Below are 26,634 nucleotides of genomic sequence, written 5' to 3'. Positions count from 1 at the left end.
GGACATTACGGGCGGCATCGGCAGGCTCGGGGGCGGGGGCGGGAGCGACGGGGCCGGGCCGCCTCCCGTCGCTCAGTTCTCCCGTACCGGCCGGACGCTGCCCAGCCAGAGGACGTCGCGGGCGCGGGTCATGGCGACGTAGAGCTGACTGCGGGCCAGTTCGGCGCGCTCGTCGGCGGTTTCGGCGGGGGTGCGGCCGTCCGGGGCGCCCGTGGGCGGCGGGGTGTCGTGCTGCGGCAGATAGACGCGCTTGAATTCCAGGCCCTTGGCACGGCGGTAGCTGCCGAGTTTCACCGCCTCCACCGGGTGTCCGTCGTAGCGGTCCAGTGAGCAGACCCGCAGGCCGGCCCGGGTGAGCAGGCGCTGATAGTGCTCGATGGCGCGCTTCGCGGGGCAGAGCACGGCGGAACCGGCGAGTTCCTGCGGGGTCAGGCCGCGCAGCGCGGTCAGCAGCGCCTCGTCATGCGCGGCGAGGGTGGGCAGGACGGCGCGCTGCACCTCGCCGTCGTGGTAGGTCAGGTCGATGTCCCGCCGGCCCGGGGTGCGCAGCCCGTCGAGGTCCTCGAAGGCGTCCTCGGCGACGACGGAGAGCGCGGTGTCCACGATCTCCTTGCTGTTGCGGTAGTTGGCGCGCAGCACCTGGCCGCGGTCGCCGCGGATGTCGATGCCCGCGTCCGAGAGGCGGAACCCGCCCGGGTAGACGGCCTGTTGGCCGTCGCCCACCAGGAGGAGGCCGTTGGGGGTGTCGCCCACCAGGGCGTGCAGCAGCCGCACCCCGACGAGGGTCAGATCCTGGACCTCGTCCACGACGACGGCCGTGTAGGCGCTGTGCCCGATCCGGCCGGCCGCCTCGGCGAGCGCGAGGGAGAGCACATCGTTGAAGTCGTGGACGGCGCGCTCGGTGCGCTGTGCCTCGTACGCCTCGTACAGGGACCAGACGGCCTGCCGGTGCGGGCGGCGCAGCCCGGCGCGGCGGCGACGGCGCGGCAGCGCGGCGTACTCCTCGAAGGAGGTGATGCCGCGGCCCTTGATGACGTAGTCGATCTCCTCCCGCCAATACGGGTGCAGCGGGTCGATCTCGGTCAGGCAGCTGTTCCGGCCGACGTGTTTCCAGGCGAAGCTGAAGGCCGTCTCCGCCTTCTCCTTGTGCAGGTGGACCGGGACGCCCCGGTCACGCAGATAGTCCTGTGCCCAGGAGTGCAGGCTGCGGAAGTCGATCCGGTCGGCCACCGCCGGGGCCATCGCCTTCAGGAAGGTGGCCTGGACGCGGGGCAGGTTGTTGGCGAACGTGACGTACAGGATGCGGCCGCTGGTGCGCTGGGCCAGGTAGGCGGCGCGGTGCAGGGCGATGACCGTCTTGCCGGTGCCGGCCGGGCCGCTGATCCTGGCCGGGCCCGCCCAGTTGCGCCGTACGAGGGCGAGCTGGTCGGGGTCGAGGAAGGTCATCCACTGCTCGATGGGGGCCCGGCGAGCCTCGTCGAGAGCGGCGTCCCGCAGTCCGTCGAGGTCGAAGAGGCCGTCGGACGCGGCGTCCGGTATTCGGGAGGCGGTGTCCGATGTTGCGGCGTGCGGGGTGACGGCGGGCGGGGCGGCGGGCGGCGCCTCGTACTCGGGGAAGACCCGTTCCAGATGCTCGGTGAGGGCGCGGACGGACTCGGCGGACAGCCGGGTGCGCTCCGACAGCAGCGCCGGTCCGATCTCCCGCTCGCCCAGCAGCCGCACCCGGCCCAGCTCCGCGTCGACCCGATGCCCCGCGAACGCCAGCAGCGGGCGCACCGCCACCGGGGACATCCCCAGGGACGCCACCGCGCTCTCGGCGGCCTTGGTGACCGCGAGCAGCTTGCGGCGGTGCTCGTCGCGGGAGAATCCACCGGCCCGCAGCCGGCCGGCCGAGGTCTCCGGGGCGGCCCGCCAGTTCTTGACGTCGATGACGAAGACTCCGCCGGGGCCGATCAGCAGCATGTCCACATTGGCCGCGCGGGTGCCCGGCCAGCGCCGGTCCACCAGCAGCCGCCAGCCCCGCTCGGCCAGCATCAGCAACTGGGCGGCGACCCGCTGCTCCCCCTCGCTCGCCGCCTCCCAGCGCTCGGCCCGCGCTCGGGCGGCCTGCCACTGTTCCCGTAACAGGCGCTCCTGCCGACGGGCCTGCTGCGCCCGCCGGGCCGCCGACGCACCCGCCGACCCGCCCGCTGCACTCCCTGCCGCCATCGTTCGCCCCCTCACCGCTCGCCCCCGAACGCATGGGCCATGCACCACATGGGTCATGCACCACATGGGTCATGAAGCACATGGGTCATGAACCATAGGTCGATGGCACATGACGCGGAAGTGCGCACGGGCGGGGCACGGGCGCATGCCACGGGGAGTCCGCAGCGGGCCCGGCCCCGGCGGCAGCGGCAGCGAGCCGGGCCGGGCCGGGCCGCCGCCCGTCTACCCGACCCGCGCGACCGACCGGAAGAGGCCGGCCGCGGACGTGCCCAGGCCCGTCGGCGCACCCAGCCGGCCCGGCGAACCCACCGGGTGGCACAGCTCGGAGGCCCGGTAGCGCCGGCAGTCCCGGTGCCAGACGAGGATCCCGGACATCCAGTGCTCCAGCTCGCGGACATAGCCGTCCAGCGCCGCGCGTGCCTCCGGCGACAGCTGGAAATCGTCGTAGACGACGGGGAGTTCATGGGCCGCGACATGCTGGAACTCCCGCATACGCGAGGTCATGAGGTCGTGGACGATGTGCAGCGCGGTCGGGTAGTCGCAGCCGAAGAAGGTCTGCACGACCAGGATGCCGTTGTGGACCTCACCCTCGTATTCGATCTCCTTCTGGTACGAGAAGACATCGTTCATCAGGCCGGCGTAGTCGGCGGCGGCGTTCTCCAGTGAGCGCAGGGTGCCGGTGCGGTAGATCTCCGGCGGTACCCGCCGGCCGTGGCCGAGCCGGCTCAGGCTCATGGTCAGGTCGGAGCCGAAGGTCGCCCGGCGCATCTCGATGTAGTCGACGGGGTCGGGAATGCGGTGCTGGATCTGGTTGCCGATCTCCCACAGCCAGCTGGCCGTCATGGTGTCGACGGTCTCGCGGAACGCCCGGCGCGCCTCGGGAGCCATCCCGGCCGTCGTACGGGGCCACAGGTCCGCCAGCCCGCGTTCCAGGGCGTTGACCGGCTCGGGCGGGGACGTGGCGGCGTCGACCGGCATGAGGGCCGACAGCCGCTCGGTGCACACCTTCGCCGAGGCGAGGTCGCGGGTGCGGCCGAAGACCGCCGGGTAGTAGTCGTCGGCGTAGGTGCCCCAGGCCAGCCAGGCGGCGGCCAGGTCCAGTTGCTCCGGGGTGGCGTCCGGGTGGATGCCCGCCGCGCACAGCGCCAGATCGTGCCGGATCAGCGCGGGCTCGTCCCAGATGTCGGAGAGCGGCACACCGGGCTGTGGCCGGAGCAGGCCCACCCGGTGCGCCCAGTCGACGAGCCGCGACCGGGCGCCTTCCAGGTGTGGGCTGAGGGTGGCGGTGAACGGCATGAAGAAGTCGGGGAGTTGGGAGGGTCCGACCTTTTGGTGCGGGAGGTGGGTACCGCTGCGGAGGCGGAGCGCACCGGCCGTGGCCAGGGCGGTCTTCAGGTCCGCCGCCGAGGTGCCGAGACCGCCGAAGGAGAACGGCGACCAGGGCCGCGAGCTGCCGGCCGCCGCCCCGCCGCCGTTCATGTAGCGGCTGGAGCGCATATGCCATTCATGACCGCCGGACTGCCAGTCCTGGAGCCCCTTGGCGTACGCCAGCACCTTCGCGCAGGCGGCCGGATCGAGCCCCTTCTCCAGGAAGAGCGCGGGGAGTTCGGCGAGGACGGTGTTCTCGAACTGCTGGAGCCGGGAGGTGATCAGATCGTTGACGGCTTCCGCCGCCTCCTGGGTGGTGCAGTCCAGGAAATTCTCCAGCACCAGCACGCCATTGCTCAGTTCGCCTTCCTCCTCCGTCTCGCGCTGGTAGGAGAAGAGGTCATTGCGCAGATGGACGGCATCGGAAAAGGCGTCCCGCAGTACCCGCAGCGGCCGGGACGCGGCGACGGACGCGGGCACCTCGGCGCCGGTCGCGTACTCCACCAGGCCCGCCGACCAGGGCGCACCACCGACCTTGCGGCGCATCTCGATGTATTCCACAGGGTTGGGCACCCGGTGGATATTGATATTGGACAGTTCCCACAGCGACTCGTTGAGCAGATGCTCGGTGCTTTCGGCGAACCGCCGCCGCCAGTCCACGGACATCTGCGGCACCGTGCGCATCCACAGGTCGGCGAGCCCGGCCTCGACCGGGTTGGCCGGCTCCGGACGGGGCGCGCTCAGGTCCATCGGCATAAACGCGGGCAGCCGGTCCAGATACTCCTTGCCGCCCTTCCGGTCCAGCGTCCGCTTGAATTTCTCCAGGAAGTGGTCGTCGAAGAAGAAGACCCAGACATACCAGTCGGTCACCAGCGACAGCGCGTCGGCGTCGCAGTCCGGGTGGGTGTAGGAACACAGCAGGGCGTAATCGTGGGCGTCGAGATCCTTCTCCTCCCAGATGCCCGAGCCCTCCAGCATTTTCATGTCGCGGGCCCACTTCCTGGAATGCGTACGCGCCGTCTCCAGATGCGGGTTCAAGCGCGCCGGATGGGGCGTATAGAAATGCGGCAGTTCGAAGGGCTGTGTCACCGTTGCTGGCCTCTCCCCATAGGTACGGAAGGAAGCGCGGTGGATCACGCCCCCCTGACGGGGCTGCGCTACCCCGGGGCCGAGCGCCTTAGGCCTTACGGAGGAGGAGCTTCCGGCTCCGCTCCCCTTCGGTTCGGAGCGGCACCAACCGGGTTCATTTCTGGCTGACTTGTGGCACTTTTCTTTCGTCCGCGCTTCCTTCGTCCGCGCCGCCGGCCCGCCCGCGCTCCGCGGTCCGCAGGGCGAGCGCCGCCAGCGCCTCCGGAGCACCGGCCTGGCCGCGGATCCCGGGAAAGGCGTTGATATCCACGATGAGGGGCGCACCGCCCCCGGCGTCGAGCAGATCCACCCCGTAGACGTCCAGGCCGAAGACCTCGCCGACCCGGAGCGCGGCGGCGGTCCAGCTCGCGGGCAGTTCGCCGACCGGCAGCGGCACGTTCGGACCGCGGCCGTCCGGGGCCAGCTCCGAACGGCGCAGTGCGGCGAAGAGCTGCCCATCGACCACCCACAGCTTGTGGTCCCAGCCGCTGTTGGGGGTGAAGTCCTGGACCACCACCGGCTCCTCGGCCCAGTCGGCGGCCAGTTCCCGCAGCCGTACGGCGCTGTCGGCGCGGGTCACCAGGTCCCGGCGGCGGCTGAACCGGCTCTTGATCACCAGCGGGCCGTCCGGGGTACCGGCCGCGGCCAGCTCCCCCAGGGTGGCCACGGAGCGGGTGGCCGCGAACGGCAGCCCCGCCGCGCGGGCCACGGCGGCCATCGCCACCCGGTCCTGGCACCGGGCGGTCGCCGCAGCCGAGTTGAGCACCGGGGCGCCGTGCTCCTCCAGGCGCGCGGCGAGCGCCAGCGCCCGGGGCGTCCGGGCCTTGAGGAGATAGACATCGGCGAGCGAGGAGAGGTCCGGGCCCGGCCCCCCGGCGCCCGGGTCCAGGCTTTCGACCCGGTGATCCGGCGTCAGCAGCCCGGAGACCGCGGCCAGCAGCGGATGCCCCGGGTCCGCGGTGAGCAGACAGATCCTCACCGGCCGCCGCCGATCGACGCCGCGGGCCGGGTGGGACGGGGAACGGACGGCGCGGCGAACGGGGACGGCGGGGCGGCCGTCGCGCCGGCCTGCGCCGTGGCCGGCGCGGCCGCGGCACCCGTCCGGCCCGCCGTCTGCGTGTCCTGCGCGTCCGGCATGTCCTGCGCGTCCTCCCGTACGGACGCCTCTCCCCCGCACGCCTCCCGCCCCCGTCCCCGCGCCCCGTTCCGGGCCAGGTCCAGGACCGCGGCGGACACCCGGGCGACCGCGTCCGGCACCTGACGGAAGCTGGGGAAGTCATTGATGTCGACGACCACCGGGCCGTCCGGCCCGAGCAGGATGTCGACCCCGTAGAGGTCGAGGCCGAAAACGTCGCCTATCTCAGCGGTGATCCGGGCGACTTCAGGAGTCAGCGGCACCTGCCGTTCGCGTACGGCGTGTGCGGGGTGCAGCGGTGAGCACCGCTCGGTCGCGTAGAGCTCCCCGGCGACGCTGTAGACCTTCAGATCCGTACCGGAGTTGGGGACATAGGGCTGGGCGATCAGCAGCCCGCCGACCGGTCCATCAGGGCCCGCCGGGCCGCCCGGCTCCAGCAGCCGGTCCGGCGTCGCCACCAGCCGTACGGCGCGCCCGGAACTGCCGTCCGCGGGCTTCACCACGAGCGGGAACTCCGCCTCGGCTATCTCCGCGAACTCCTCGGGACGGGCCGCCGCGTACGTCACCGGGACCGGCAGCCCCTTGCCGCGGGCGATCACCGCGGCCAGCGCCTTGTCCCGTACGCCACGGATGGCCCGGACATCGTTCACCGTCGTCAGCCCGACCGAAGCGGCCGCTTCCAGGAGCGTCAGGCCCGGACCGCCGGAGACGGTCTTGAGGACCCAGGCATCGTGGCTGCCCGCCTGGATCGCCTCGGATATCCGGATCAGCGAACGGCCGGGCCACACCACGTCCACCTGGTGCCCCCAGGCGCGGAGTTGGTGGATCACCTCCAGCGGCATGCCGTCATGGCGGTACTGCTCCTCCACCAGGAAGCAGAGTCTCATCAGGCACCCTCGTCATCGCCGCACGTCCACCGACCGTCCGGCAGATCCTCGACACACCAGGATCCCATGCGGAGTCCGCCGGGGTCGGTGCACCCACGCACCGGGCCCCGGCCCGCCCGAGGCGCATCCGGTGGGCCGCGCCCACACCGGCGCCTACGCCAGGAACGCCGCGGTGGCCGCCGTGAAGCGCCCGGGATCGTCGAGCCACGGGAAGTGCCCGGCGCCCGGCTGCACGACGAGCCGGGCGTGCGGGAACAGGCCGGTGAACTCCGCCATCACAGGCGGCGGGGCGCCCAGGTCGGCCTCTCCGGCGAGCAGCAGCACCGGCCGCCCGAAACCGGCGAGCGCCGCGCGGGTGGCCTCCGGTTCGAAGGCGCCTTCCGCGCCGAAGACAGCCGCGGCCGCGGCGTTCCGCTGGTCGTCCTCCGCGGCCCGGTGAGCCTGCGCCGCCGCGTCCCAACGGCCGTAGAAGAACGGCGCGATGGCCTCGCGGCAGCCGTCCGCCGGCTTGCCCGCGACGAGCGCTTCCAAGGCCGCGAACGCGGGGGCGAACCACGGCTCCTCGTGGCGGAGCCGCGCGGTCTCGCACCGGAGGTCGCCGGTGATGTCGAGCCCGACGGCCAGGACGCTGGGCGTGATCAGCGCCATCTTGCCGATGCGGTCGGGGTGGCGGTCCGCGTACCTTGTCAGCGGGGTCAGTGCGGAGCAACTGGTTTCCCCTGCCCGCCCGTCGGACGGCAGGGCCGCCGCCGGTCCGCCCGGGTCCGGGTACCGCCCGGCGCATCAGTTCTGGTGCGCGAAGAGGGCGGGCAGCGCCGCCCCCACCGTCCGGTTGAAGAGGTCCGGCCGCTCCATGTTGGGGTAGTGCCCGGTGCCGTCGATGGTGACGGCACGGCCGTGCGCGACGGACCGCACGAGGCGTTCGGCCATACCGATGCAGTCGTCCGAGTCGAGGCCGCCGTGGACGGCCAGCACCGGGACCGTGATCTTCGCGGCCCGCGCCCAGGTATCGGCCACCGGCACCCGCCAGTCCGGTTCGGCGCCGGTGTGCTTGGCCAACGTCCGCTCCGCCATGTCCCGTACGCGTCCTACGACCTGCGGATCGACCGCGTCGACCGTGCGGTGCGGGCCGGCCGCGAACATCAGGAAGGCGTCGATCCACCCCTCGATGTCGCCGGCGGCCATCGCGCGGGCCTGGGCGGCCAGCACGCCCCGGGCCCAGGGGTGGTGGTACTCCGGCTCACTGGTCCCGGCGCCGCTGACCACCAGCGCGCGCACCAGACCGGGATGCTCCAGCGCGGTGTCCACCGCCGTAGCCGCGCCCATCGACAGTCCCACCAGGACCGCGGGGCCGGTGTCGAGGTGGCGCAGCAGCGCGGCGAGATCGTCGGCGGGGCGGAAGGCCCGGGTCGCGTTGGCGGACGCGCCGTGCCCCCGGGCGTCCGGCACGATCACCCGGTGGTCCCGTGCGAAGTACGGCAGTTGGTCGTCCCACATCCCGCCGTCCACGAACCCGCCGTGCAGCAGCACCACGGGCCGTCCGCTGCCGAGTTCGCGATAGGCGAGAAGTCCGTCCGGCGTCTCTAACGTGCGCACATCAAGGGCATCAGTCATGACAACCAAGGTGTCATTCTTCTCGCAACTTGGCAACCAGGGTGTCATGATGGTCCTGTGACCGAGACCGCCCCGCCCCTGCCGCCCGATGACCTCGCCCACCGGCTCACGGAGGTGTTCGACCTCGTGGGCCCGCTGTACCGACGGGTCCAGCGCAAGGTCGAACAGGCCGCCCCGATCGAGGGGCTGTCCGTCGGCGTCCGCGCCGTCCTGGATCTGCTCCGGGAGAACGGCCCGATGACCGTCCCGCAGATGGGCCGCGCACAGGCGCTGAGCCGGCAGTTCGTGCAGCGCATGGTGCACGACGCCGCGGCCCGGCACCTGGTCGAGATCACCCCCAACCCCGCCCATCAGCGCTCCTCGCTGATCCGGCTGACCGACGACGGCAGGGCCGCCATCACCGCGGTGCTCGTGCGCGAGCATGCGCTGCTGGGCCAGGTCGACGGCGATCTGACCGACGCGGAGGTCACGGCATGCGTGCGGGTGCTCACCAGGATGCTGGCACTCTTCGACCACGTCGACGTGGACTGACCCCTCCCCCGGCCACGCAGGCGGCCCGCGCCGAACGGCTACCGTGAGGCACCCGCGAGGACGCGGGACCGGGACGGGATCGGGAGGCCCAGTGACCCACAAGGCCGTGCCCTTCGACGACCTCGACCGCAAGATCGTGGCGGCGCTGATCGACAACGGCCGGGCGAGCTTCGCGGAGATCGGGGCGGCGGTCGGGCTGTCGTCCACCGCGGTGAAGCGGCGGGTGGACCGGATGCGGGAGAACAACGTCATCACGGGGTTCACCGCCACCGTCCGGCCGGCCGCGCTGGGCTGGCTGACCGAGGCGTATGTCGAGGTGTACTGCGACAGCGCGGCGCCGCCCCGCCGGCTCGCGGAGGTGGTGCGCAACCACCCGGAGATCGCGGCGGCGATGACGGTCACCGGTGGCGCGGATGCGCTGCTGCACGTACGGGCGACCGATGTGGAGCACTTCGAGGAGGTGCTCGAACGCATCCGGGCCGAGCCGTTCATCCGCAAGACGATCAGTTACATGGTGCTGTCCCATCTGCTGCCGGACAGCCCGGAGGCGGGCGCCCAGCAGCCCTCCGGAGGAGCCGCCCGCTGAGGCGCCCGGTGCGCGTGGCCCGTCACAGCCTTCGGAAGCCGGGCACGCCCTCCGGGGAAGCGGAATCCGGGACGGAAAGCGCGCAGCAAAGCTGCGTGAAAGCTCAGAAACACGCAGCATTGCTGCGCCGATCAGCAGCATTTGTTGCTTGTGGCCCGAATCCCTCGCTCCTTACCTTGGAGCCATCGGGGTGACCCTCTGTGACCCCTGGTCACCCCGCATTGCCCGAGGAAGCGAAGGGATCGTCCCGTGCCGATGAGTCGTGAGTCCCGCCCCCGGCGCTATCTGGTCTGCGAGCCCAGACACTTCGCCGTGCATTACGCGATCAATCCCTGGATGCGGGCGGACGTGCCCGTGGACACCGCGCTCGCGGGGCGCCAGTGGGAGGCGCTGATGGGCACCTACCGCGCCCATGGGCACACCGTGGAGACGGTGCCCCCGGTGCCCGGCCTGCCGGACATGGTGTTCGCGGCGAACTCCGCGCTGGTCGTGGGCGGCCGGGTCTTCGGCTCGCACTTCCACGCGCCGCAGCGGCGGCCGGAGTCCACGGAGTACGAGACCTGGTTCAAGGCGGCCGGCTACGACGTCTACCGGCCGGAGTCAGCGTGCGAGGGCGAGGGCGATCTCGTCCCGGCCGGCCGCTTCATCCTGGCGGGCACCGGCTTTCGCACCACCCCGGCGGCGCATCGCGAGGTGCAGGAGTTCTTCGGCGTGCCGACGATCGGCCTCCAGCTGGTGGACCCGTACTTCTACCACCTGGACACCGCGCTCTTCGTCCTCGGCGAATCGCCGGAGACGGGCGAGGCGCATATCGCCTACTACCCCGAGGCGTTCTCGTCCGGCAGCCGTGAGGTGCTGCGGCGGCTGTTCCCCGACGCGGTGCTCGCCACCCGGGAGGACGCCATGGCCTTCGGCCTCAACTCCGTCTCCGACGGCCGCCATGTCTTCGTCGCCCCGCAGGCATCCGGCCTGATCGCTCAGCTCAGCGCGCACGGCTATGTCCCCGTCCCCGTCGACCTGTCGGAGTTCCACAAGGCCGGCGGCGGCATCAAGTGCTGCACCCAGGAGATCCGCTCATGACCGCTCCCACCCGTACCGCCCAGGTTGGCGCTCCCCGTTCGTCCGCGGAGCTCATCCAGGCCGAGAGCCCGGTTCTCGCGCACAACTACCACCCGCTGCCCGTGGTGGTCGCGCGCGCCGAAGGGGTCTGGGTCGAGGACGTCGAGGGGCGCCGCTACCTCGACATGCTGGCCGGCTATTCGGCCCTCAACTTCGGCCATCGCCACCCGGCCCTGATCGAGGCCGCGCACCGCCAGCTCGACCAGCTCACCCTCACCTCGCGGGCGTTCCACAACGACCGGCTGGCGGGTTTCGCCGAGGGCCTCGCCGAGCTGACCGGCCTGGACATGGTGCTGCCCATGAACACCGGCGCCGAGGCGGTGGAGAGCGGCATCAAGGTCGCCCGCAAGTGGGCGTACGACATCAAGGGCGTCCCCGCGGACCGCGCGACGATCGTGGTGGCGGGCGGCAACTTCCACGGCCGGACGACCACCATCGTCGGCTTCTCCGACGACGACACCGCCCGCGTCGGCTTCGGCCCCTTCGCCCCCGGCTTCCGCACCGTCCCGTACAACGACCTCGCCGCGCTGGAAGCGGCCCTGGACGAGACGACGGCCGCCGTGCTGATCGAGCCCATCCAGGGCGAGGCGGGCGTCCTGATCCCCGACGACGGCTACCTCACCGGCGTACGCGAACTGACCCGGCGCAACGGCTGTCTGTTCATCGCCGACGAGATCCAGTCCGGGCTGGGCCGCACCGGCACCACCCTCGCGGTCGAGCACGAGTCCGTGGTGCCGGACATGCTGCTGCTCGGCAAGGCGCTCGGCGGCGGCATCGTCCCGGTCTCCGCGGTCGTCGCCCGCCGCGACGTGCTCGGCGTGATCGGCCCCGGCCAGCACGGCTCGACCTTCGGCGGCAACCCGCTGGCGGCGGCGGTCGGTTCGGCCGTGATCGAGCTGCTCGCCACCGGCGAGTTCCAGCGCCGCGCCACCGAACTCGGCGCCGTACTGCGCGACGGCCTGGCCGTCCTGACCGGGAAGGGCGTGACCGGTTTCCGCGCCCGCGGCCTGTGGGCCGGTGTCGACATCGACCCCGCCCTGGGCACCGGCCGGGAGATCAGCGAACGTCTGCTGAAGGAAGGCGTCCTGGTCAAGGACACCCATGGCTCCACGATCCGGCTGGCCCCGCCGCTGACCATCACCCCCGAGGAACTGGCCTCGGCGCTGGACAGCCTGGAGCGGGCGCTGGGCTGACCCGGCTCCCCGCCGAACGGCCGACGCGGCCGCAGCTCGGGTGAGCTGCGGCCGCGTGGTGTCCGCGTGGCGCTAGAACGAGCCGTTGCGGTTGATCATCTCCAGGCAGGCCTTGTGCGAGCTGCCCTTGAAACGGACACAGAGCGTGCTGCCGCTCGGCTGGATCCCCGGGGCGGTGCGGCCGACGATCTGGTCACCGGACCGCTTCGCCTTGAAGGAGTAGCTGCTCCCGCCGTCCGTAGCGGTGAGGTAGACGGTCGCGGACTGCCGGCTCTTGGGCGGGTTGGTCCAGGTCGCGGTGACGGTGCCGGGCTGGGGCGTGCCGTCCCTGCCATCGGTCTTGATGCAGATCTGCGGCCCCGACCAGTCGTGGGTGCAGGAGGAGGCGGCGGCATGCGCGGCCGGGGTGGTGGCGACGGCGCTCAGCGCGATCGTGCCGGCGACGGTCAGGGCGCGGAGCAGCTTCGAACGGGTCATGTGTGGGGGGAGTCCTCTCCTCGAAATACCGGCGGAAGACGCGAAAAGCCCGCCACGAATGGGGCGTGGCGGGTACCGCGTGCACGTAGTTGATCTTAGTCGGTCTTCGAACTCCTGTGCCATCAGGTTCCGTTGCGCGCCACCCCCGTTCCCGCGGCGCTCCCCGCCGCCGCCATGAGCGCTGCGGCGGCGGTACGGGCCTGCCGGGCGGCGCCGGGCTCGCCCATGAGGGCGGCGCCCACGATCGCCCCGTCGATCAGCAGCACCAACTGCCGTGCCAGCACCTCCGGTTCACCCACCGGCACCGCTCGCACCAGACCGACCACGTACCCCAGCAGCGCCTCCTTGTGCTCCCGCGCGACCCGGCCGACCCGGTCGGAGGTCGCCCCCAGCTCCCCGTACGCGTGGACGAAGGCACAGCCGCGGAAGCCGTCCTCCGCGAACCACGCGCCCAGCCAGTCGAAGACCGCGAGCGGCCGGTCCGCGGGGCCGTCGGCGTGCGCGTCTACGTACTCGGCGAGTGCGGCGCGCCAGCGGGTGTCACGGCGGCGCAGATACGCCTCGACGAGGTCGTGCTTGGCGGGGAAGCACTGGTAGAGGCGCTTGAGCGACACCCCGGCGGCGGTGCGGAGTTCATCCATCCCGACGGCCTGGATGCCGCGGTCGTAGAACAGCTTCTCCGCGGCGTCGAGTATCCGCGTACGGGCTTCATCGAGGTCCATGGCACTTCCGGGGCTTTCCAGGAGAACGGTCGTTCTCTACACTAGCCGACCGAGGGAGAACGATCGTTCTCCGATTGTGCGAAAGGGAGTTCGCCATGGCGCCACGCGCACCCTTCCCCCCGTTCGACGAGCCGGGCGCACAGCAGAAGGTGCAGGCGGCCGAGGACGCCTGGAACACCCGCGACCCGGAGCGGGTCGCCCTCGCCTACACCGAGGACTCGGTCTGGCGGAACCGCGACACCTTCCTCACCGGCCGCGACGAGATCGTCGCCTTCCTGCGCCGGAAGTGGGCCCGGGAGCTGGACTACGCGCTGCGCAAGGAGCTCTGGTCGTACAGCGGCAACCGCATCGCGGTGCGCTTCCAGTACGAGTCCCATGACGCGGCCGGCCAGTGGTGGCGCAGCTACGGCAACGAGCTGTGGGAGTTCGACGCGGACGGGCTGATGCGGCGCCGGGAGGCCGGTATCCACGATGTCGCGATCGCGGAGGCGGACCGGCGCATCTTCGGCCCCCGGCCGGAGGAGGAGCGCGGACGGCCGCTCCCGTTCCGCTGACCGGCGTGCGCCGGCGGGAACTCCCCGTCCGCAAAACCTTCGAGAAGGCACCACACGCCGGTCAGGGCAGGGGTTTCCCGCCCCGCGGCGCGGGAAGCAAGAAGGCGACCGACCAATGGGCTGCCCATCCCTCCTCGGGGATGCGCGGCCCATCGCTTTTTTTGCGACGCGGGGCCTGTAGTTGTGGCGCCCCGGAGCGGGATCTCTGGACGGCCCCCACCGAAGGGGTCCACATGAGTACTCAACTCTCGACGTCGGCGCAGAGTCTGCTGGAGCCGGCCGCCACTCCCGGCCCGGTGCGGGCCACGGCGGTACCCACGACGTTCCTGGCCGTCACCGCGATCCCGGTCGGGACCAACCCGGTCGGGCTGGCGTTCATCCCCAACGGTGACCTCTACGTCACCAACTCCGGATCGAACAATGTGCAGACCATCGACACCGCCACGGACACCGTCATCGGCGCCGCGATCCCGACCGGCACCACGCCGGTCTGGCTGACCGTTGCCCCCGACGGCAGCGCCTACGTCCCCAACAACGTCTCCAACTCCGTGACGGTGATCGACACCGCCACCAGCACCGTCCTCACCACGATCGCCCTCAGCGGCGGCCCCGCCGCGGCGGCGGTCATCCCCAGCGGCAATGTCTACGTCAGCCGCTTCACGGCGAACAGCGTGCAGGAGATCGACACCGCCACCAACACCGCCGTCGGCGCCGCGATCCCCACCGGCAGCGGCCCGGTCGGCATCGCGGTCACCAACGGCAAGGCCTACGTCGCCAACCGGAACGCGAACACCGTGACGGTGATCGACACCGCCACCAGCCTGGTCCTCACCACGATTCCCGTCGGCGCCCAGCCGAACTTCGTGGCGATCTCCCCCAACGGCAACGCCTACGTCGCCAACATCGGGTCCAGCAACGTGACGGTGATCAACACCGTCTCGGACACCGTCGTGGGCGCCCCGATCCCCGTCGGCACCAACCCCTGGGGCATCACGGCCGCAGCCGACGGCAAGGTCTACACAGCCAACCGGGGGTCGAACGACGTCACGGTGATCGACAGTGTCACCAACATGGCCGTCGGCGTGCCGATCCCTGTCGGCAGCCAGCCGGTCGCCCTGGTGGTCGCCCCCAACAACAAGGTCTACGTCACCAACATCGCCGGGGCCAATGTCAGCGTCATCCAGTTCGACCCGACGCTGACCGGCATCACCCCCAACAGCGGGCTCATCACGGGCGGCACGCCGGTGACGATCAACGGCACCAACCTGACCGGGGCGACCGTCACCATCGGCGGCAACCCCGCCACCGGCGTGATGGTCAACGCCACCGGTACGCAGCTCACCGCGATCACTCCGCCCGGGGTGGCCGGTCCCGCAAACGTCACCGTCACCACCCCTGGTGACAGCGCCACGCTGGTGGGCGGCTTCACCTACGTGCTCCCCGTCCACGCCACCTCGCTGACCGCGACCCCGGCGCTGACGAAGCTGTTCCCGCCGCACGTGTACTTCCCGTTCCTGACGGCCACGCTGACCGACCAGGTCACCGGCCTCCCGGTGCCCAACCAGCCGATCCTGTTCAAGGCCGGCAGCAACGTCCTGGGCATCGCCAACACCGACGCACAGGGCGTCGCCCGGGTGAACGAGACGCTCACCCTGACCCTCATCCTCATCAACCACGGCTACGAGGTCAGCTTCGCCGGCGCGGTCACCCCGACGGCCACCCTGTCCCCGTCCAGCGCCAGCGCGCCGGTCATCGAACCCTGACCGCGTGGGTACGGCTGGGCGGTGCCAACTGCCGGGCCGAACGCCGCCAGGGCCGCCGACCCCACCTGCCGGTCCGTGTGCTCATGTTCGTGGAGCGCACGGGCCGGCGGGGGCCGTCCGGGCCGGTGCGGGCCTGCGGACCGGTGCGGGCCGGTGCGGGCCGGTGCGGGCCGGTGCGGGCCGGTACCCGGCCGACCCAGGCCGGTACAGGCCCGGACCGCTGCCGGAGGCAGGGTGGCGCGCGGCCCGTCACCCGTTGCTCAGCACCTCGCCGACGACGGCCAGGCCCTGCGTGATCTCGTCCCGTGTGCGGGCGGCGTAGCCGAGCACCAGGCCCGGTAGGGACGGGCGTTGGCGGTGCCAGGAAAGCGGGTGGACCTTGACGCCGTGGGCGAGGGCGGCCGCCGCCAGGTCCGTATCGGAGCCCCGGTAATCGTCCGGTCCGAAGGTGAGCGTCAGATGCAGGCCCGCCGCGGCACCGTGCACGGTCGCGCCCGGCAGATGGGCGCGGATCGCCGCGATCATCGCGTCCCGGCGGCGGCGATGGCGGTGGCGCGACAGCCGCAGCCGGCGCTCCAGTTCGCCGGACTCCATCAGCCGGGCCAGAACCAGTTGGGGCAGTGCGGCATTGCCGAGATCGGCGAACCGTTTGGCGTCGATCAGCGCCTGCCGGTACTTGGGCGGCGGCAGCAGCCAGCCCACCCGTAGCGCGGGGGCCAGCAGCTTGGAGACACTCCCGGCGTAACAGACCTGCTCGGGGAGGAGCGAGCGCAGGGCGGGGACCGGCGCGCGGTCGTAGCGGTGCTCGGCGTCGTAGTCGTCCTCGATGATCAGGCCGCCGTCGGCCGCCCACCGCATCAGCTCACGACGCCGTGCGCCACCGAGCACCACCCCGGTCGGGAACTGGTGCGCCGGGGTGAGCAGCACGGCCCGCGCACCGCTCGCCCGCAGCGCGTCGACCCGTATCCCGTCCTCGTCCACCGGGACCGGCGGCGTCGCCATCCGCGCGTACTGGAGATGCTGCCGTGCGCCCAGCGATCCGGGGTCCTCCACCGCGATCGCCGAAACCCCGTCGCGGTGCAGCACGTCGGCGATCAGCCCGAGCCCCTGCGCGGTGCCGGCGACGATCAGCACCTCGTCCGGGTCCGCCCGGATCCCGCGGTTACGGGCCAGCCAGTCGGCGACGGCCCGGCGCAGTGCGGCGGTGCCGCGTGGGTCCCCGTATCCGAAGTCGGCCGACGGGAGGTCCGCCAGCACCGCGCGTTCGGCGCGCAGCCAGGCCGTACGGGGGAAGGCCGCCAGGTCCGGCAGCCCGGGCGAGAGGTCGATCCGTGCGGGTGCGGTGCGCAGCTCGTCGAAGATCTCCGGCCCGGGCGGCGCGGCGAACGGAGCAGGCGTCCGATGGACGCCGCGCGCCCCTCCCGTGGTCCTCGCGACGGCCGTCACGGGCGCGGCGACAACGACCGTGCCGCCCCTCCCCCGCCCGGCAAGCTGCCCGGCCTCGGTCAGCCGCTGATAGGCCTCGGTGACCACCCCCCGCGATACCCGCAGGTCAGCGGCGAGCGTCCGCGTCGCGGGCAGCCTGCTCCCGACCGGCAGCCGGCCATCCGCGACGGCCCGCCGCAACTCCCGAGCCAGCCAGTCCGACCGGCCGCCCACGGGCGCGTCCCCGAGGTCGAGCTGAAGGAAGTCGGAGGAACCGGGGGCGGGGGACGCGCGACGGGACGGGGAGTCCGGGGGCGCTGGGGGTGACGGAGCCGTAGGCGGAGGGGACGGGGGCGAGGGGGCCGGCGGAGCCGGGGGCGCTGGGGCTGGCGGGGGCGAGGCTGATGGCGCAGCCGCAGGCGAGGAGGGCGGAGGGGTGGGGGGCCGCGAGGAGGTTATGGACCGGTTGGCAGGGTGCTCTTTGGACCTGTGCACCGGGCCATTGTCCCGCCACGGTGAAGGCATGAAGACGAACACGGCCTACGTACACGGCTATTCACCGCAGGAGGCACGTCGCCTCGGAGACCAGGCGGACACGCTGGCCGCGTTGCTGCACGCGGGTACGGCGTACGCCGCCGGCAGCCGGGTGCTGGAGGTCGGCTGCGGGGTGGGCGCCCAGACCGTACATCTGGCCAGGAACAGCCCCGGAGCGCGGATCACCGCCATCGACCGGTCCGCGGAGTCGCTGGCGCAGGCCCGCTCCTATGTGACGGCGCAAGAGCCCGGGGCCGACGTGGAGTGGCACACCGCCGACCTCCACCACCTCCCCTTCGACACGGCCGCGTTCGACCATGTCTTCGCCTGCTTCGTGCTGGAACACCTCCCGGACCCGGACCACGCACTGGCCGCGCTACGGCGCGTCCTTCGCCCCGGCGGCACCCTGACCGTGATCGAAGGTGATCACGGCTCGGTGCTCCTCCACCCGGACAGCATTCACGCCCATGAGGTGATCGGCCACCAGGTGCGGCTACAGGCCGCGGCCGGCGGAAACGCGCTGCTCGGACGGGCATTGCAGCCGCTGCTCACCGGCGCCGGATTCGACCAGGTGGTGGTCCGACCGCGGACGGCCTACGCCGACGCCACCCGCCCCGCGCTGGTGGACGGCCTCACCCGGAAGACCTTCATCGCCATGGTCGAAGCGGTCCGGGACGAGGCGCTGAGCACCGGCCTGACCACCGCCGCCGACTGGGACCGCGGCATCGCCGACCTACGACTGACCGCCGACGAGGGCGGGACCTTCCACTACACCTTCTTCAAGGCGGTGGGGGTCAACCCGTAGGGGGAGGGTGGGGCGGGGCCCGCAGGGGGACGGGCCCGCAGGGGGACGGGCCCGCAGGGGGACGGGCCCGCAGGGGGACGGGCCCGCAGGGGGACGGGCCCGCAGGGGGACGGGCCCGCAGGGGGCCTCGTGTCCGGTGCCCCCGGGGCGTCGGGGCGTCGGGGCCTGCCATGACCGGAACCCGCCGAGCCAGCGGCCGCCAAAGCCGGCGGCCGAGCAACGCTTCCCCCGCCCCCTCCCCCTCCTCCCCCTTCGGGGGGAGGGGGCGGGGGGTGGGTTCGGGGGTGGGAGGGGAGCCGCCTCCCCGGACCGGACGGCCGGGTTCCAGACCCCGGCCGGCACCGGGAGATCGCCCCGGACCGGTATCCCAACTCGCCGCCCTCCCGCCATAGGCCGCCGCACACCGGAGCGCTAAGGTCGAATTTCCAGGAACGTAAACGGGGGAGGGCAGCCGCCAATGGCACAGGACGATGCCGTGATCGGCTGTACGGGAGTGCTTCTGATCGGCACTCGTGGGGCTGCCGGCCCCGGTGAGGTTCTGGTGCGGATCAGGGGCGGCTCAGAGGCCTTTCTCGCCTGGTCCGCCGAGCCCCTTCCGGTAGGGGCGACCGTGCTCGTCATCGAGTCCCGTGGCAGTCGCCAGGTCGACGTCATGGAGTGGGCCGATCCGTTGGACGCGTTGACCGGCGGGGCCGGCGACGCAGGCTGAGGAGACTAAGGATGTTCGGTTACCGCGTTCCTGCCCCCGATCAAGCCATGCTGATTTCGGGCGGCAGGCGTGGACAAGGGGGCGCACCATTCCGAGTGGTGACCGGGCACGGCAAGTTCGTGCTGCCGGTCTTTCGCAAGGTCCGCTTTCTGACCCTGGCGATGTGTGAGGCGGAGGTCGCCGAGACCTGTGTGACCCGGCAGGGCATCGCACTGACGGTCCGCGCCGTGATCGCGTTCAAGGTCGGCAACGACACCGAGAGCGTGGTCAACGCCGGTCAGCGGTTCCTGTCCGACCAGGACCAGATGTCGGTACTGACCGGCCGGATCTTCGCGGGCCACCTGCGCTCCATCATCGGTTCGATGACGGTCGAGGAGATCGTCACCGAGCGGCAGAAGCTGGCCACCGAGGTCCTGGAGACCTCCAAGACCGAGATGGCGAAGATCGGTCTGATCGTCGACTCGTTGCAGATCCAGTCGATCGACGACGGCGAGACCGGCTATATCGAGGCGATGTCCGCCCCGCACAAGGCCGCCATCCAGCGGCAGGCACAGATCGCCCAGGCCAAGGCCACCCAGGCCTCGGTCGAGGCGCAGCAGGAGGCCGCGCGTAATCAGGCCGAGTACTCCCGGCAGACCGCCGTGGTCCAGGCCGAGTACAACGCCGAGGTGGACCGCGCCCAGGCCCACGCCGCCCAGGCCGGCCCGCTCGCCCAGGCCCACGCCCAGCAGGAAGTCCTCGCCGCGCAGACCGAACTCGCCGAGCGCGCGGCCCGGTTGCGTCAGCAGGAGCTGGTGGCCGAGGTGGTCAAGCCCGCCGAGGCGGAGGCCGAGCGGATCCGTCTGCTGGCGCTGGCCGAGGCCGAGCGGATGAAGATCCAGGCCGAGGCCGCCGCCTCGCACGACCGGGTGGCCCTGGACCGGATGCTCATCGACCAGCTCCCGCAGATCGTCAAGGAGGCCTCCGCGGGCCTGGCCAACGCCAACGTCAATGTCCTCAACGGCACCGACGGTCTCGGTGAGATCGCCGCCGGCCTGGTCGGCCAGGGCCTGACCATCCTCGACTCGGTCCGCCGCAACCTCGGCACCCCCGACGGGCAGGACACCGGCGCCGACAAGAACGGCGGCTCCGGAACGGCCAACGGCCACAGCGGCCGCGTCGAGATCGAGTAGCAGCGACGGGGCGGGGACGGAAACCGGGGCCGGGCAGAGGCGGAGTCGGAGGCGGGCCGAAGACTCCCCCCTACTCCGCCTCCGCCCTGCTCCGCCCCGCCCTCCTCACATCCCCCGCCCCCGCTGCCGTTCCTCGTCCGAGTGCTTGCGGCGGGCGTAGGCCACCAGGTGGTTGAGGACGGCGACGGTGGCGGCGATGTCGGTGTCGTCGAATCCGGCGAGGGCCTCGTGGAGGCCGGCATGGCTGGTTTGTTGCAGACGGTTGAGGACGGCCTTGCCGTGCGGGGTGATCGCCACTTTGCGGGCACGGCGGTCGAGGGAGTCCGGGGTCCGTTCGACCAGGTCCTGGGACTCCAACCGGCCGATCTGGCGGGTGACATGCGGCGGCTCGACCATCAGCAGCGCGGCCAGATCACCGACCCTGCTGATGCCTCCGCTGTCCTCCAGGGCCATCAGCAGCCACAGATCGGAGCGGGCCGCCGTGACGCCCGCTTCGGCCGCCTGGCGTTCGTGCGCCCGGGAGCGGGTGAGCAGGTAGGACAGCGTGGCCAGCACTCTTTGCAGTGCGACGGTGGGATCCTGGTCTCTTCCGGGGTCCGGCATGCAGGCACTTTAGCGGCCCGCGCGGCGCGGCGATCCGCCCCGTGACCTGCCCGTTCCGTACGGGCGTCGGCTCGGTTTGAGCCAACCTCGTGTGCACCACGTTCTCCCCTTCCCGCCCCCTCCGAGGGTGAGTTAGCGTAGAAACAACTTAGTTGCTTAAGTTAGGTAACTAGCTGTCGCCGACAGTGATCTCCGCTGGTCACCGCGGCCGCCGAGTCGACCACCGAATCGGCCGCCGAGTTCGTATGTCCCGTCAAGGAGTGGCGCCACCCGCACCGTTCGCCACGGCACCGCCGTGTCCCGATCGTGGAAGGACCAGCCGCATGACGACCACAGAACGCATCGCAAGGGAGCAGGACACCGGACCGGACACCGGCCGCTCCCCCGTCGCCGTCCCCGCCGCACGGGCCGCCGGCTGCCCCTTCGACCCGGCCCCCGAGATCGCACGGGCCCACCGTGAGGAGCCGATCACCCGGGCCACGCTGTGGGACGGCTCCTCCTGTTGGCTGGTGACCCGGCATCAGGATGTACGGGAGGTGCTCGGCGATCCACGGTTCAGTGCCGATGCGACCCGCCCGGGATTTCCGTTCCTGACCGCCGGCGGACGGCAATTCGCCACCGGAAACCCCTCGTTCATCCGCCAGGACGACCCCGAGCACGCCCGGCTGCGCCGAATGCTCACCGCCGACTTCATGGTGAAGAAGATGGCGGCGATGCGCCCCGAGGTGCAGCGCATCGCCGACGGGCTGCTCGACCGGATGACCGAGGGGCGGCAGGCGGCCGACCTGGTCGCGGAGTTCGCGCTGCCGCTGCCGTCCCTGGTGATCTGTCTGCTGCTCGGCGTCCCCTATGACGACCACGAGTTCTTCCAGAAGTGCAGCAGCGTGCTGCTCAGCCTCCGGTCGAGCGTCGAGCAGGTGCGCGTCGCGCAGGAGGAGCTTCAGGACTTCCTGAGCCGGCTCGCCGAGTCCAAACGGCGTGCGCCCGATGACGGCATCGTCAGCCGACTGGTCGCCCGCGGGGAACTCGACAACGCGGCCATCGCCTCCATGGGACGGCTGTTACTGGTCGCGGGCCATGAGACCACCGCCAACATGACCGCGCTGTCCACCCTCACGCTGCTGCGCAACCCCGATCAGCTGGCGCGGCTGCGCGCGGAGCCCTCGCTGATCACGGGCGCCGTCGAGGAGCTGCTGCGCTATCTGACGATCGTCCACAACGGTCTCCCGCGGATCGCCGACGAGGACGTCACGATCGGCGGCCGCACCATCCGCGCCGGTGAGGGCGTGCTGTGCGTGCTCAACACCGCCAACCGCGACGAGGAGATCTTCCCCGGGGGCGCCGCACTCGACGTCGGCCGCGATGCCCGCCGTCATGTCGCCTTCGGCTTCGGCGTCCACCAGTGTCTGGGCCAGCCGCTCGCCCGGGTGGAACTCCAGATCGCCCTCGAAACCCTGCTGCGCCGGCTGCCCGGCCTGCGGCTCGACATCCCCTTCGAGGACATCCCGTTCCGTCATGACATGGGGATTTACGGGGTGCACGCGCTGCCCGTCGCGTGGTGAGCACCCGCGCCCGGCAGCGCCGACCCGGCCGTTCCCGTCCTCCCGTTCCAGCCCGTCCGTCCACGGCCGTCAGGGGCCGGGCGGCCCATCTTGGAGAGAACCATGCGCGTCACCATTGACCAGGACAAGTGCTGCGGCGCCGGAAGCTGTGTGCTGTCCGCGCCGGAGGTGTTCGACCAGCGCGAGGAGGACGGCATCGTGCTGCTGCTCGACGCCGAACCGCCGGCCGCACTGCATGACGCGGTGCACGAGGCGGCGGCCATCTGCCCGGCCGCGGCGATCACGGTGGAGCAGACCGAACAGGCCGAACGGGTCTAGGCCGTTTCTTTCAGATCATCTGATCGTTGGTCTGGTGTGTCGTTGACTGACGCCCAGTGGGCCCGCATTGAGCCGTTGCTGCCGGACCGGACTCCGAAACGGGGAGGGCGGTGGCGGGATCACCGGCAGGTGATCGACGCGATCGCGTTCAAGTACCGCACCGGGACACCGTGGATGGACCTGCCCGAGCACTTCGGCTCCTGGAAGGGCGCCCACAACCGGCTGCGGAAGTGGGCCGCTGACGGCACCTGGGAGAAGGTCTTCACCGCCCTCCTGGCTCAGGCCGACGCCGAAGGCGATCTGGACTGGGTCGTCGCGGTCGACTCCACCATCGTCCGTGCCCACCAGCACGCCGCCGGGGCCCGTCAAAAGGGGCCCCGGCCGGTGAGCCCGTCGACCATGCCCTCGGACGCTCCCGCGGCGGACTGACCACCAAGATCCACCTCGCCGCCGACGGCCACTGCCGTCCGCTGGCCTTCGTCATCACTCCCGGTCAGGCCGGTGACGCACCCGCGTTCACCGAAGTCATGACCCGTTTACGGGTCCCGCGCAGGACCGGCCGCCCCAAAATCACGCCGACGGTAATCCTGGCCGACAAGGCGTACTCGTCCCGCGCGATCCGAACCCATCTCCGCCGGCGCGGGATCCGGGCCGTGATCCCACAGCCCGCCGACCAGGCCGCCCACCGCAAACGCCTCGGCAGCCGCGGCGGCAGGCCACCGGCCTTCGACCGCGACGCCTACAAGCAACGCAACACGGTCGAGCGCTGCATCAACAAACTCAAGCAGTGGCGAGGCCTGGCCACCCGCTACGACAAGACCGCCACCATCTACCTCGCCGGACTCCACCTCGCCGCCATCTTCATCTGGTCAGCCAGATGATCCGAAGGAAACGACCTAGCCGAGCTCTCCGGCCCGCCCTGCCACGGCATCCGTGCACGAGGCGGGCCGCCGTCCGGCCGCGGCCGCCCCTCCACCCAGCGGCCGTCCGGCCGGGCCGCCCTACGCCTGGGGCACCAGCCCGTCCTCGACCAGCCCGGCCAGCACCGCCTCGCCCAGCGCATGCACCGCGGACTGCGGGCGCACCATCACCGTGAACTCCTTGATCCGGCCCGCCTCGTCGAACTGGAGCAGGTCGATGCCGTGGATCTCCTTGCCGTTCACGGTGGCCCGGAAGATCAGGACCGTGGAGTCGGCGGAGCCGCCGTCCGGGCCCGCCGCCGTCTGTGCGCTGCCCGTCAGCTCGCCGACGTAGCGGAAGTCCTCGAAGGTGCGCAGCAGCACCCCGAACAGCCCGAGCACCATCGGCCGCCCCTCGAAGGGCGTGAACTTCACCGGGCTGTAGAGGCGGACGTCCTCGGTGAACAGCTCCTCCACCGCGCCGAGTTCCTTTGCCTCCACCGCCGCCTTGAAGCGGTCCGCGGTCGTCCCCATGACTTTCCTCCTCGCCTCGGCCGGGCAGCGGTCCGGGCGACCCCGGCCATGCCCCGGCCGCGGCGATGGACCTCGCCCTCATAGTCACGACTATGATTAGTCATATTCTTGAGTATGGGAAGGGGTGGCCGGCCATGGCTCTCAGGCACGCGGTGCTGGCGGCGCTGCTGGACGGCGAGTACAGCGGCTATCAGCTGGCCAAGGCGTTCGATGCCGGAGTCGCCAATTTCTGGCACGCACTGCCGCAGCAGCTCTACGCGGAGCTGACCAAACTCGAGGCGGACGGGCTGATCGCCGGCCGCCAGGTGATCCAGGAGACCCGGCCCAACAAGCGGCTGTTCCATGTCACCGAGGAGGGTCTGGCCGAGCTGGAGCGGTTCGCGGCGGCCACCGCCAAGCCGTCGTTCATCCGCGACGATCTGCTGGTCAAGGTGCAGGCCGTGGACCGGATCGAGGCCGCGCCGGTGATCGAGCAACTGGCCGCGCGGGCCCGGACCGCCGCCGCCAAGGCCGGGATCCTCGAACAGCTGGCGGCGCGGCTGCGCGGCGGGAGGGACGAGGCGGATTTCCTGGCCCACGGCACGCGGCTCGGCCCGTATCTGACCTGTCTGCGCGGTCTGGCTTTCGAACGGGAGACCCGCGACTGGTGCGAGCGGAGCGCCGAAATCTTGCGGGCGCGGTACGACGGGGGTCGGCAGCCCTAGCGCCCGGCCCGAACAACCGCCGAGGGATCGTTTCGCCGCAACTCCTTCGTGTGACGACGCACATCACCGGGCGGCAGGCCGGGAAGCACACATTCCGCACAGAACCGGAACGGAAGGAATGTCTGTATGCGTCTTCGTCACACCACCGCCCTCGCCGTCAGCGCGCTCGCGCTCACCCTGTCCCTGCCCGCCTCCCCGGCGGGCGCGGCCACCGGCCCCTTCACCTACGTCTACACCGACCAGACCGGCACCCCGCACGTGGGACTGCTGCCCGACCCGGTGAGCCGGGTGTGCATCACCCTGCCCGAGGTGGCCGACCCGGCCGTACCGCCCGCGCACACCCCGAAGAACTACACCGCGTCCGTCGCCACGCTGTTCACGGGCGTCGACTGCACCGGGGACTACTTCACCCTCCGGCCGAACGGCGGTCATGGCTCGGAGCGGCTGAAGGTGCGTTCGGTGGTCTTCGCCTGATCCGACGCCGGCCGCCGGAGCGCACGGCCGGCGGCCGCCCCCCGGCCTGCCCCGGAGGGTGGTTCCGTCAGTACTAGGCACACCATGCATATGTTGAAGGGGGCACTGGCTGGGGCGTGCGGCACGACGCATGCTCGGTGGCATGACGCACACCTCTGTCTTCGCGTACGCCGCACCCGCCCCGAAAGCACCGCTGGAGCGGACCACGATTCCGCGCCGCGAGCTGGGTGCCCACGACATCCTGATCGACATCAAGTACGCCGGCATCTGCCACTCCGACATCCACACCGTGCGCGCCGAGTGGGGCGACGGCGGGGCCTTCCCGATCGTTCCCGGCCATGAGATCGCCGGTGTGGTGGCCGAGGTCGGCGCCGAGGTGACCCGCTACCGGGCAGGCGACCGGGTCGGCGTCGGCTGCTTCGTCGACTCCTGCCGGGAGTGCGCGAACTGCCGTGCCGGGCTTGAGCAGTACTGCACCGGCGAGCTCGGCAACGTCGGCACGTACAACGCCACGGGCCGGGACGGCGAGACCACCTACGGCGGCTACTCCACCCATATCGTCGTCGACGAGAACTACGCCCTGCGCATCCCCGAGAGCATCCCGCTGGACGCCGCGGCCCCGCTGCTGTGCGCCGGCATCACCCTCTACTCGCCGCTCGCCCACTGGCAGGCCGGTCCCGGCAAGAAGGTCGCGATCGTCGGCCTGGGCGGCCTCGGCCACATGGGTGTGAAGATCGCGCATGCGATGGGCGCGGAGGTCACCGTGCTGAGCCAGTCGCTGCGCAAGAAGGACGACGGGCTGCGGCTGGGCGCGGACCACTACTACGCGACGTCCGACCCGGCGACCTTCGAGGAGCTGGCGGGCACCTTCGATCTGATCGTCAACACCGTCTCGGCCAACCTGGACCTGAACGCCTACCTCGGGCTGCTGCGCACCGACGGCACGCTGGTGCAGGTCGGCGCACCGGAAAGCCCGCTGCCGGTCGCGCCGTTCGCGCTGATACCGCAGCGCAAGTCGATCGCCGGCTCGATGATCGGCGGCATCCCGGAGACCCAGGAGATGCTCGACTTCTGCGGGGAGCACGGGCTGGCCGCGGACATCGAGGTGATCGGCGCGGACCAGATCAACGAGGCGTACGAGCGGGTCATGGCGAGCGATGTGCGCTACCGCTTCGTGATCGACACCGCGACGATCTGACGCCGGAACGGGGAGTTTTCCGCCCGGTCGGGCCGCCGCCCGGGGTGGCCTGCTGCGGGCCGCCCCGGGCCGGCGCGTGCGCGGGCGTTGGCGGACGGAACGGCCCGCGTCCCTGCCCCGCCCCCGCCCCCACCCCCGGGCTCAATTGAAAACGGTAGCCATTTTCATATAGCCTCCCGACGACGTCCGCCGGTGCACCGTGCCGGCACCCGCCCGTCCCGTAGGAGGCCCGCCCCATGGCCGTACCCAAGCGCAAGCTCTCCCGCAGCAACACCCGCCACCGCCGCGCCCAGTGGAAGGCGACCACGCCCCAGCTGGTGCCGGTCACCGTCGACGGCTCCGTGTACCAGGTGCCGCGCCGTCTGGCGAAGGCCTACCGGCTCGGCCTGATCGACCCGAAGGGCTGACCGGC

Annotated in this window: 27 protein-coding genes; 16 read left to right on the top strand and 11 right to left on the bottom strand. The window is 71.7% G+C overall.

The genetic code is table 11. The annotated features are described in order from the left end of the window. Positions 1-72 precede the first annotated feature (72 nt). From CP981_RS20905 to CP981_RS20880, 6 genes are all read right to left on the bottom strand, one after another. Positions 73-2,208, bottom strand: coding sequence for a nuclease-related domain-containing DEAD/DEAH box helicase (locus CP981_RS20905; protein ID WP_085928073.1), 2,136 nt, complete (start codon positions 2,206-2,208; stop codon positions 73-75). Positions 2,209-2,430: 222 nt separating this feature from the next. After that, complete coding sequence (locus tag CP981_RS20900; protein WP_085928072.1) at positions 2,431-4,665, bottom strand: terpene synthase family protein; 2,235 nt, start codon at positions 4,663-4,665, stop codon at positions 2,431-2,433. A 154-nt stretch (positions 4,666-4,819) separates the two neighbouring features. Then, positions 4,820-5,683, bottom strand: a complete 864-nt coding sequence (locus CP981_RS20895) for an ATP-grasp domain-containing protein (protein ID WP_085928071.1) — start codon at positions 5,681-5,683, stop codon at positions 4,820-4,822. Beyond that, the gene (locus tag CP981_RS20890; protein ID WP_085928070.1) at positions 5,680-6,726 is read right to left on the bottom strand and encodes an ATP-grasp domain-containing protein; all 1,047 of its coding nucleotides are present in this window, start codon (positions 6,724-6,726) and stop codon (positions 5,680-5,682) included. Before CP981_RS20890 ends, CP981_RS20895 begins: the two co-directional genes overlap by 4 nt. Before the next feature lie 153 nt (positions 6,727-6,879). Beyond that, positions 6,880-7,416 carry an alpha/beta hydrolase gene (locus tag CP981_RS20885; protein ID WP_280117068.1) on the bottom strand — a complete coding sequence of 179 codons (537 nt, stop codon included), beginning with the start codon at positions 7,414-7,416 and terminating at the stop codon, positions 6,880-6,882. Between the two features lie 93 nt (positions 7,417-7,509). After that, a complete protein-coding gene (locus CP981_RS20880; protein ID WP_085928068.1) occupies positions 7,510-8,340 on the bottom strand; it encodes an alpha/beta fold hydrolase in 831 nt (276 codons plus the stop codon). 57 nt (positions 8,341-8,397) lie between these two features. Between CP981_RS20880 and CP981_RS20875 the strand changes: the two genes are divergently transcribed. The 4 genes from CP981_RS20875 to rocD all read left to right on the top strand — a co-directional run bounded on the left by CP981_RS20875 (position 8,398) and on the right by rocD (position 11,769). Further along, a complete protein-coding gene (locus CP981_RS20875) occupies positions 8,398-8,871 on the top strand; it encodes a MarR family winged helix-turn-helix transcriptional regulator (protein ID WP_085928067.1) in 474 nt (157 codons plus the stop codon). A 91-nt stretch (positions 8,872-8,962) separates the two neighbouring features. Continuing rightward, positions 8,963-9,457 carry an Lrp/AsnC family transcriptional regulator gene (locus CP981_RS20870; RefSeq protein ID WP_085928066.1) on the top strand — a complete coding sequence of 165 codons (495 nt, stop codon included), beginning with the start codon at positions 8,963-8,965 and terminating at the stop codon, positions 9,455-9,457. Positions 9,458-9,712: 255 nt separating this feature from the next. Next, complete coding sequence (gene ddaH / locus CP981_RS20865; protein WP_085928065.1) at positions 9,713-10,537, top strand: dimethylargininase; 825 nt, start codon at positions 9,713-9,715, stop codon at positions 10,535-10,537. Continuing rightward, entirely contained in the window at positions 10,534-11,769 is a 1,236-nt protein-coding gene (rocD, locus tag CP981_RS20860; protein WP_085928064.1) for an ornithine--oxo-acid transaminase, read from the top strand. The genes ddaH and rocD overlap by 4 nt, the downstream gene beginning before the upstream one ends. A gap of 72 nt (positions 11,770-11,841) precedes the next feature. On the opposite strand, the gene CP981_RS20855 is transcribed toward rocD, so the two are convergent. Continuing rightward, entirely contained in the window at positions 11,842-12,246 is a 405-nt protein-coding gene (locus CP981_RS20855) for a hypothetical protein (RefSeq protein WP_085928063.1), read from the bottom strand. 122 nt (positions 12,247-12,368) lie between these two features. Continuing rightward, positions 12,369-12,968, bottom strand: coding sequence for a TetR/AcrR family transcriptional regulator (locus CP981_RS20850; protein ID WP_085928062.1), 600 nt, complete (start codon positions 12,966-12,968; stop codon positions 12,369-12,371). A gap of 95 nt (positions 12,969-13,063) precedes the next feature. Here CP981_RS20850 and CP981_RS20845 point away from each other — a divergent pair, with 95 nt between their 5' ends. Both CP981_RS20845 and CP981_RS20840 read left to right on the top strand, forming a co-directional pair. After that, positions 13,064-13,522: a nuclear transport factor 2 family protein gene (locus CP981_RS20845; RefSeq protein WP_085928061.1), complete on the top strand. Its 459-nt coding sequence runs from the start codon at positions 13,064-13,066 to the stop codon at positions 13,520-13,522. A 233-nt stretch (positions 13,523-13,755) separates the two neighbouring features. Continuing rightward, the gene (locus tag CP981_RS20840) at positions 13,756-15,285 is read left to right on the top strand and encodes an IPT/TIG domain-containing protein (RefSeq protein WP_085928060.1); all 1,530 of its coding nucleotides are present in this window, start codon (positions 13,756-13,758) and stop codon (positions 15,283-15,285) included. A gap of 249 nt (positions 15,286-15,534) precedes the next feature. Here CP981_RS20840 and pdxR read toward each other — a convergent pair whose 3' ends face one another. Beyond that, positions 15,535-16,944, bottom strand: coding sequence for a MocR-like pyridoxine biosynthesis transcription factor PdxR (gene pdxR / locus CP981_RS20835; protein WP_085928059.1), 1,410 nt, complete (start codon positions 16,942-16,944; stop codon positions 15,535-15,537). A 289-nt stretch (positions 16,945-17,233) separates the two neighbouring features. On the opposite strand from pdxR, the gene CP981_RS20830 reads away from it, so the two are divergent. The 3 genes from CP981_RS20830 (at position 17,234) to CP981_RS20820 (ending at position 19,930) form a co-directional block, all read left to right on the top strand. Beyond that, positions 17,234-18,049, top strand: coding sequence for a methyltransferase domain-containing protein (locus CP981_RS20830; protein WP_085928058.1), 816 nt, complete (start codon positions 17,234-17,236; stop codon positions 18,047-18,049). Between the two features lie 457 nt (positions 18,050-18,506). Beyond that, on the top strand, positions 18,507-18,758 hold the full coding sequence (locus tag CP981_RS20825; protein ID WP_042150670.1) for a hypothetical protein: 252 nt from the start codon (positions 18,507-18,509) through the stop codon (positions 18,756-18,758). An 11-nt stretch (positions 18,759-18,769) separates the two neighbouring features. Beyond that, complete coding sequence (locus CP981_RS20820; protein WP_085928729.1) at positions 18,770-19,930, top strand: flotillin family protein; 1,161 nt, start codon at positions 18,770-18,772, stop codon at positions 19,928-19,930. 105 nt (positions 19,931-20,035) lie between these two features. On the opposite strand, the gene CP981_RS20815 is transcribed toward CP981_RS20820, so the two are convergent. Beyond that, complete coding sequence (locus CP981_RS20815) at positions 20,036-20,533, bottom strand: MarR family winged helix-turn-helix transcriptional regulator (protein ID WP_085928730.1); 498 nt, start codon at positions 20,531-20,533, stop codon at positions 20,036-20,038. Between the two features lie 323 nt (positions 20,534-20,856). Between CP981_RS20815 and CP981_RS20810 the strand changes: the two genes are divergently transcribed. The 3 genes from CP981_RS20810 (at position 20,857) to CP981_RS20800 (ending at position 23,294) form a co-directional block, all read left to right on the top strand. After that, positions 20,857-22,095 (top strand): cytochrome P450, encoded by a 1,239-nt coding sequence (locus CP981_RS20810; RefSeq protein WP_208852962.1) that lies wholly within the window; start codon positions 20,857-20,859, stop codon positions 22,093-22,095. Between the two features lie 102 nt (positions 22,096-22,197). Then, entirely contained in the window at positions 22,198-22,413 is a 216-nt protein-coding gene (locus CP981_RS20805; RefSeq protein WP_085928731.1) for a ferredoxin, read from the top strand. A 36-nt stretch (positions 22,414-22,449) separates the two neighbouring features. After that, a protein-coding gene (locus CP981_RS20800; protein WP_244329672.1) for an IS5 family transposase occupies positions 22,450-23,294 on the top strand; the annotation gives its coding sequence in 2 pieces (ribosomal slippage) (positions 22,450-22,780 and positions 22,780-23,294; 846 coding nt in all). Between the two features lie 120 nt (positions 23,295-23,414). On the opposite strand, the gene CP981_RS20795 is transcribed toward CP981_RS20800, so the two are convergent. Then, the gene (locus tag CP981_RS20795; protein WP_085928157.1) at positions 23,415-23,846 is read right to left on the bottom strand and encodes a nuclear transport factor 2 family protein; all 432 of its coding nucleotides are present in this window, start codon (positions 23,844-23,846) and stop codon (positions 23,415-23,417) included. A 134-nt stretch (positions 23,847-23,980) separates the two neighbouring features. Here CP981_RS20795 and CP981_RS20790 point away from each other — a divergent pair, with 134 nt between their 5' ends. From CP981_RS20790 to rpmF, 4 genes are all read left to right on the top strand, one after another. Further along, positions 23,981-24,550: a PadR family transcriptional regulator gene (locus CP981_RS20790; protein WP_085928158.1), complete on the top strand. Its 570-nt coding sequence runs from the start codon at positions 23,981-23,983 to the stop codon at positions 24,548-24,550. A gap of 126 nt (positions 24,551-24,676) precedes the next feature. After that, positions 24,677-25,024: a hypothetical protein gene (locus CP981_RS20785; RefSeq protein WP_085928159.1), complete on the top strand. Its 348-nt coding sequence runs from the start codon at positions 24,677-24,679 to the stop codon at positions 25,022-25,024. A gap of 142 nt (positions 25,025-25,166) precedes the next feature. Then, on the top strand, positions 25,167-26,222 hold the full coding sequence (locus CP981_RS20780) for an NAD(P)-dependent alcohol dehydrogenase (protein WP_085928190.1): 1,056 nt from the start codon (positions 25,167-25,169) through the stop codon (positions 26,220-26,222). A gap of 236 nt (positions 26,223-26,458) precedes the next feature. Next, positions 26,459-26,629, top strand: a complete 171-nt coding sequence (rpmF, locus tag CP981_RS20775) for a 50S ribosomal protein L32 (RefSeq protein ID WP_085928160.1) — start codon at positions 26,459-26,461, stop codon at positions 26,627-26,629. The last annotated feature ends 5 nt before the right edge of the window (positions 26,630-26,634 follow it).

This window comes from Streptomyces platensis (genome assembly GCF_008704855.1).
In the GTDB taxonomy this organism is placed as follows: Bacteria; Actinomycetota; Actinomycetes; order Streptomycetales; family Streptomycetaceae; genus Streptomyces; species Streptomyces platensis.
Note: the sequence above shows the minus strand (reverse complement) of the source record. Positions and strands in the feature narration are given on the sequence as shown.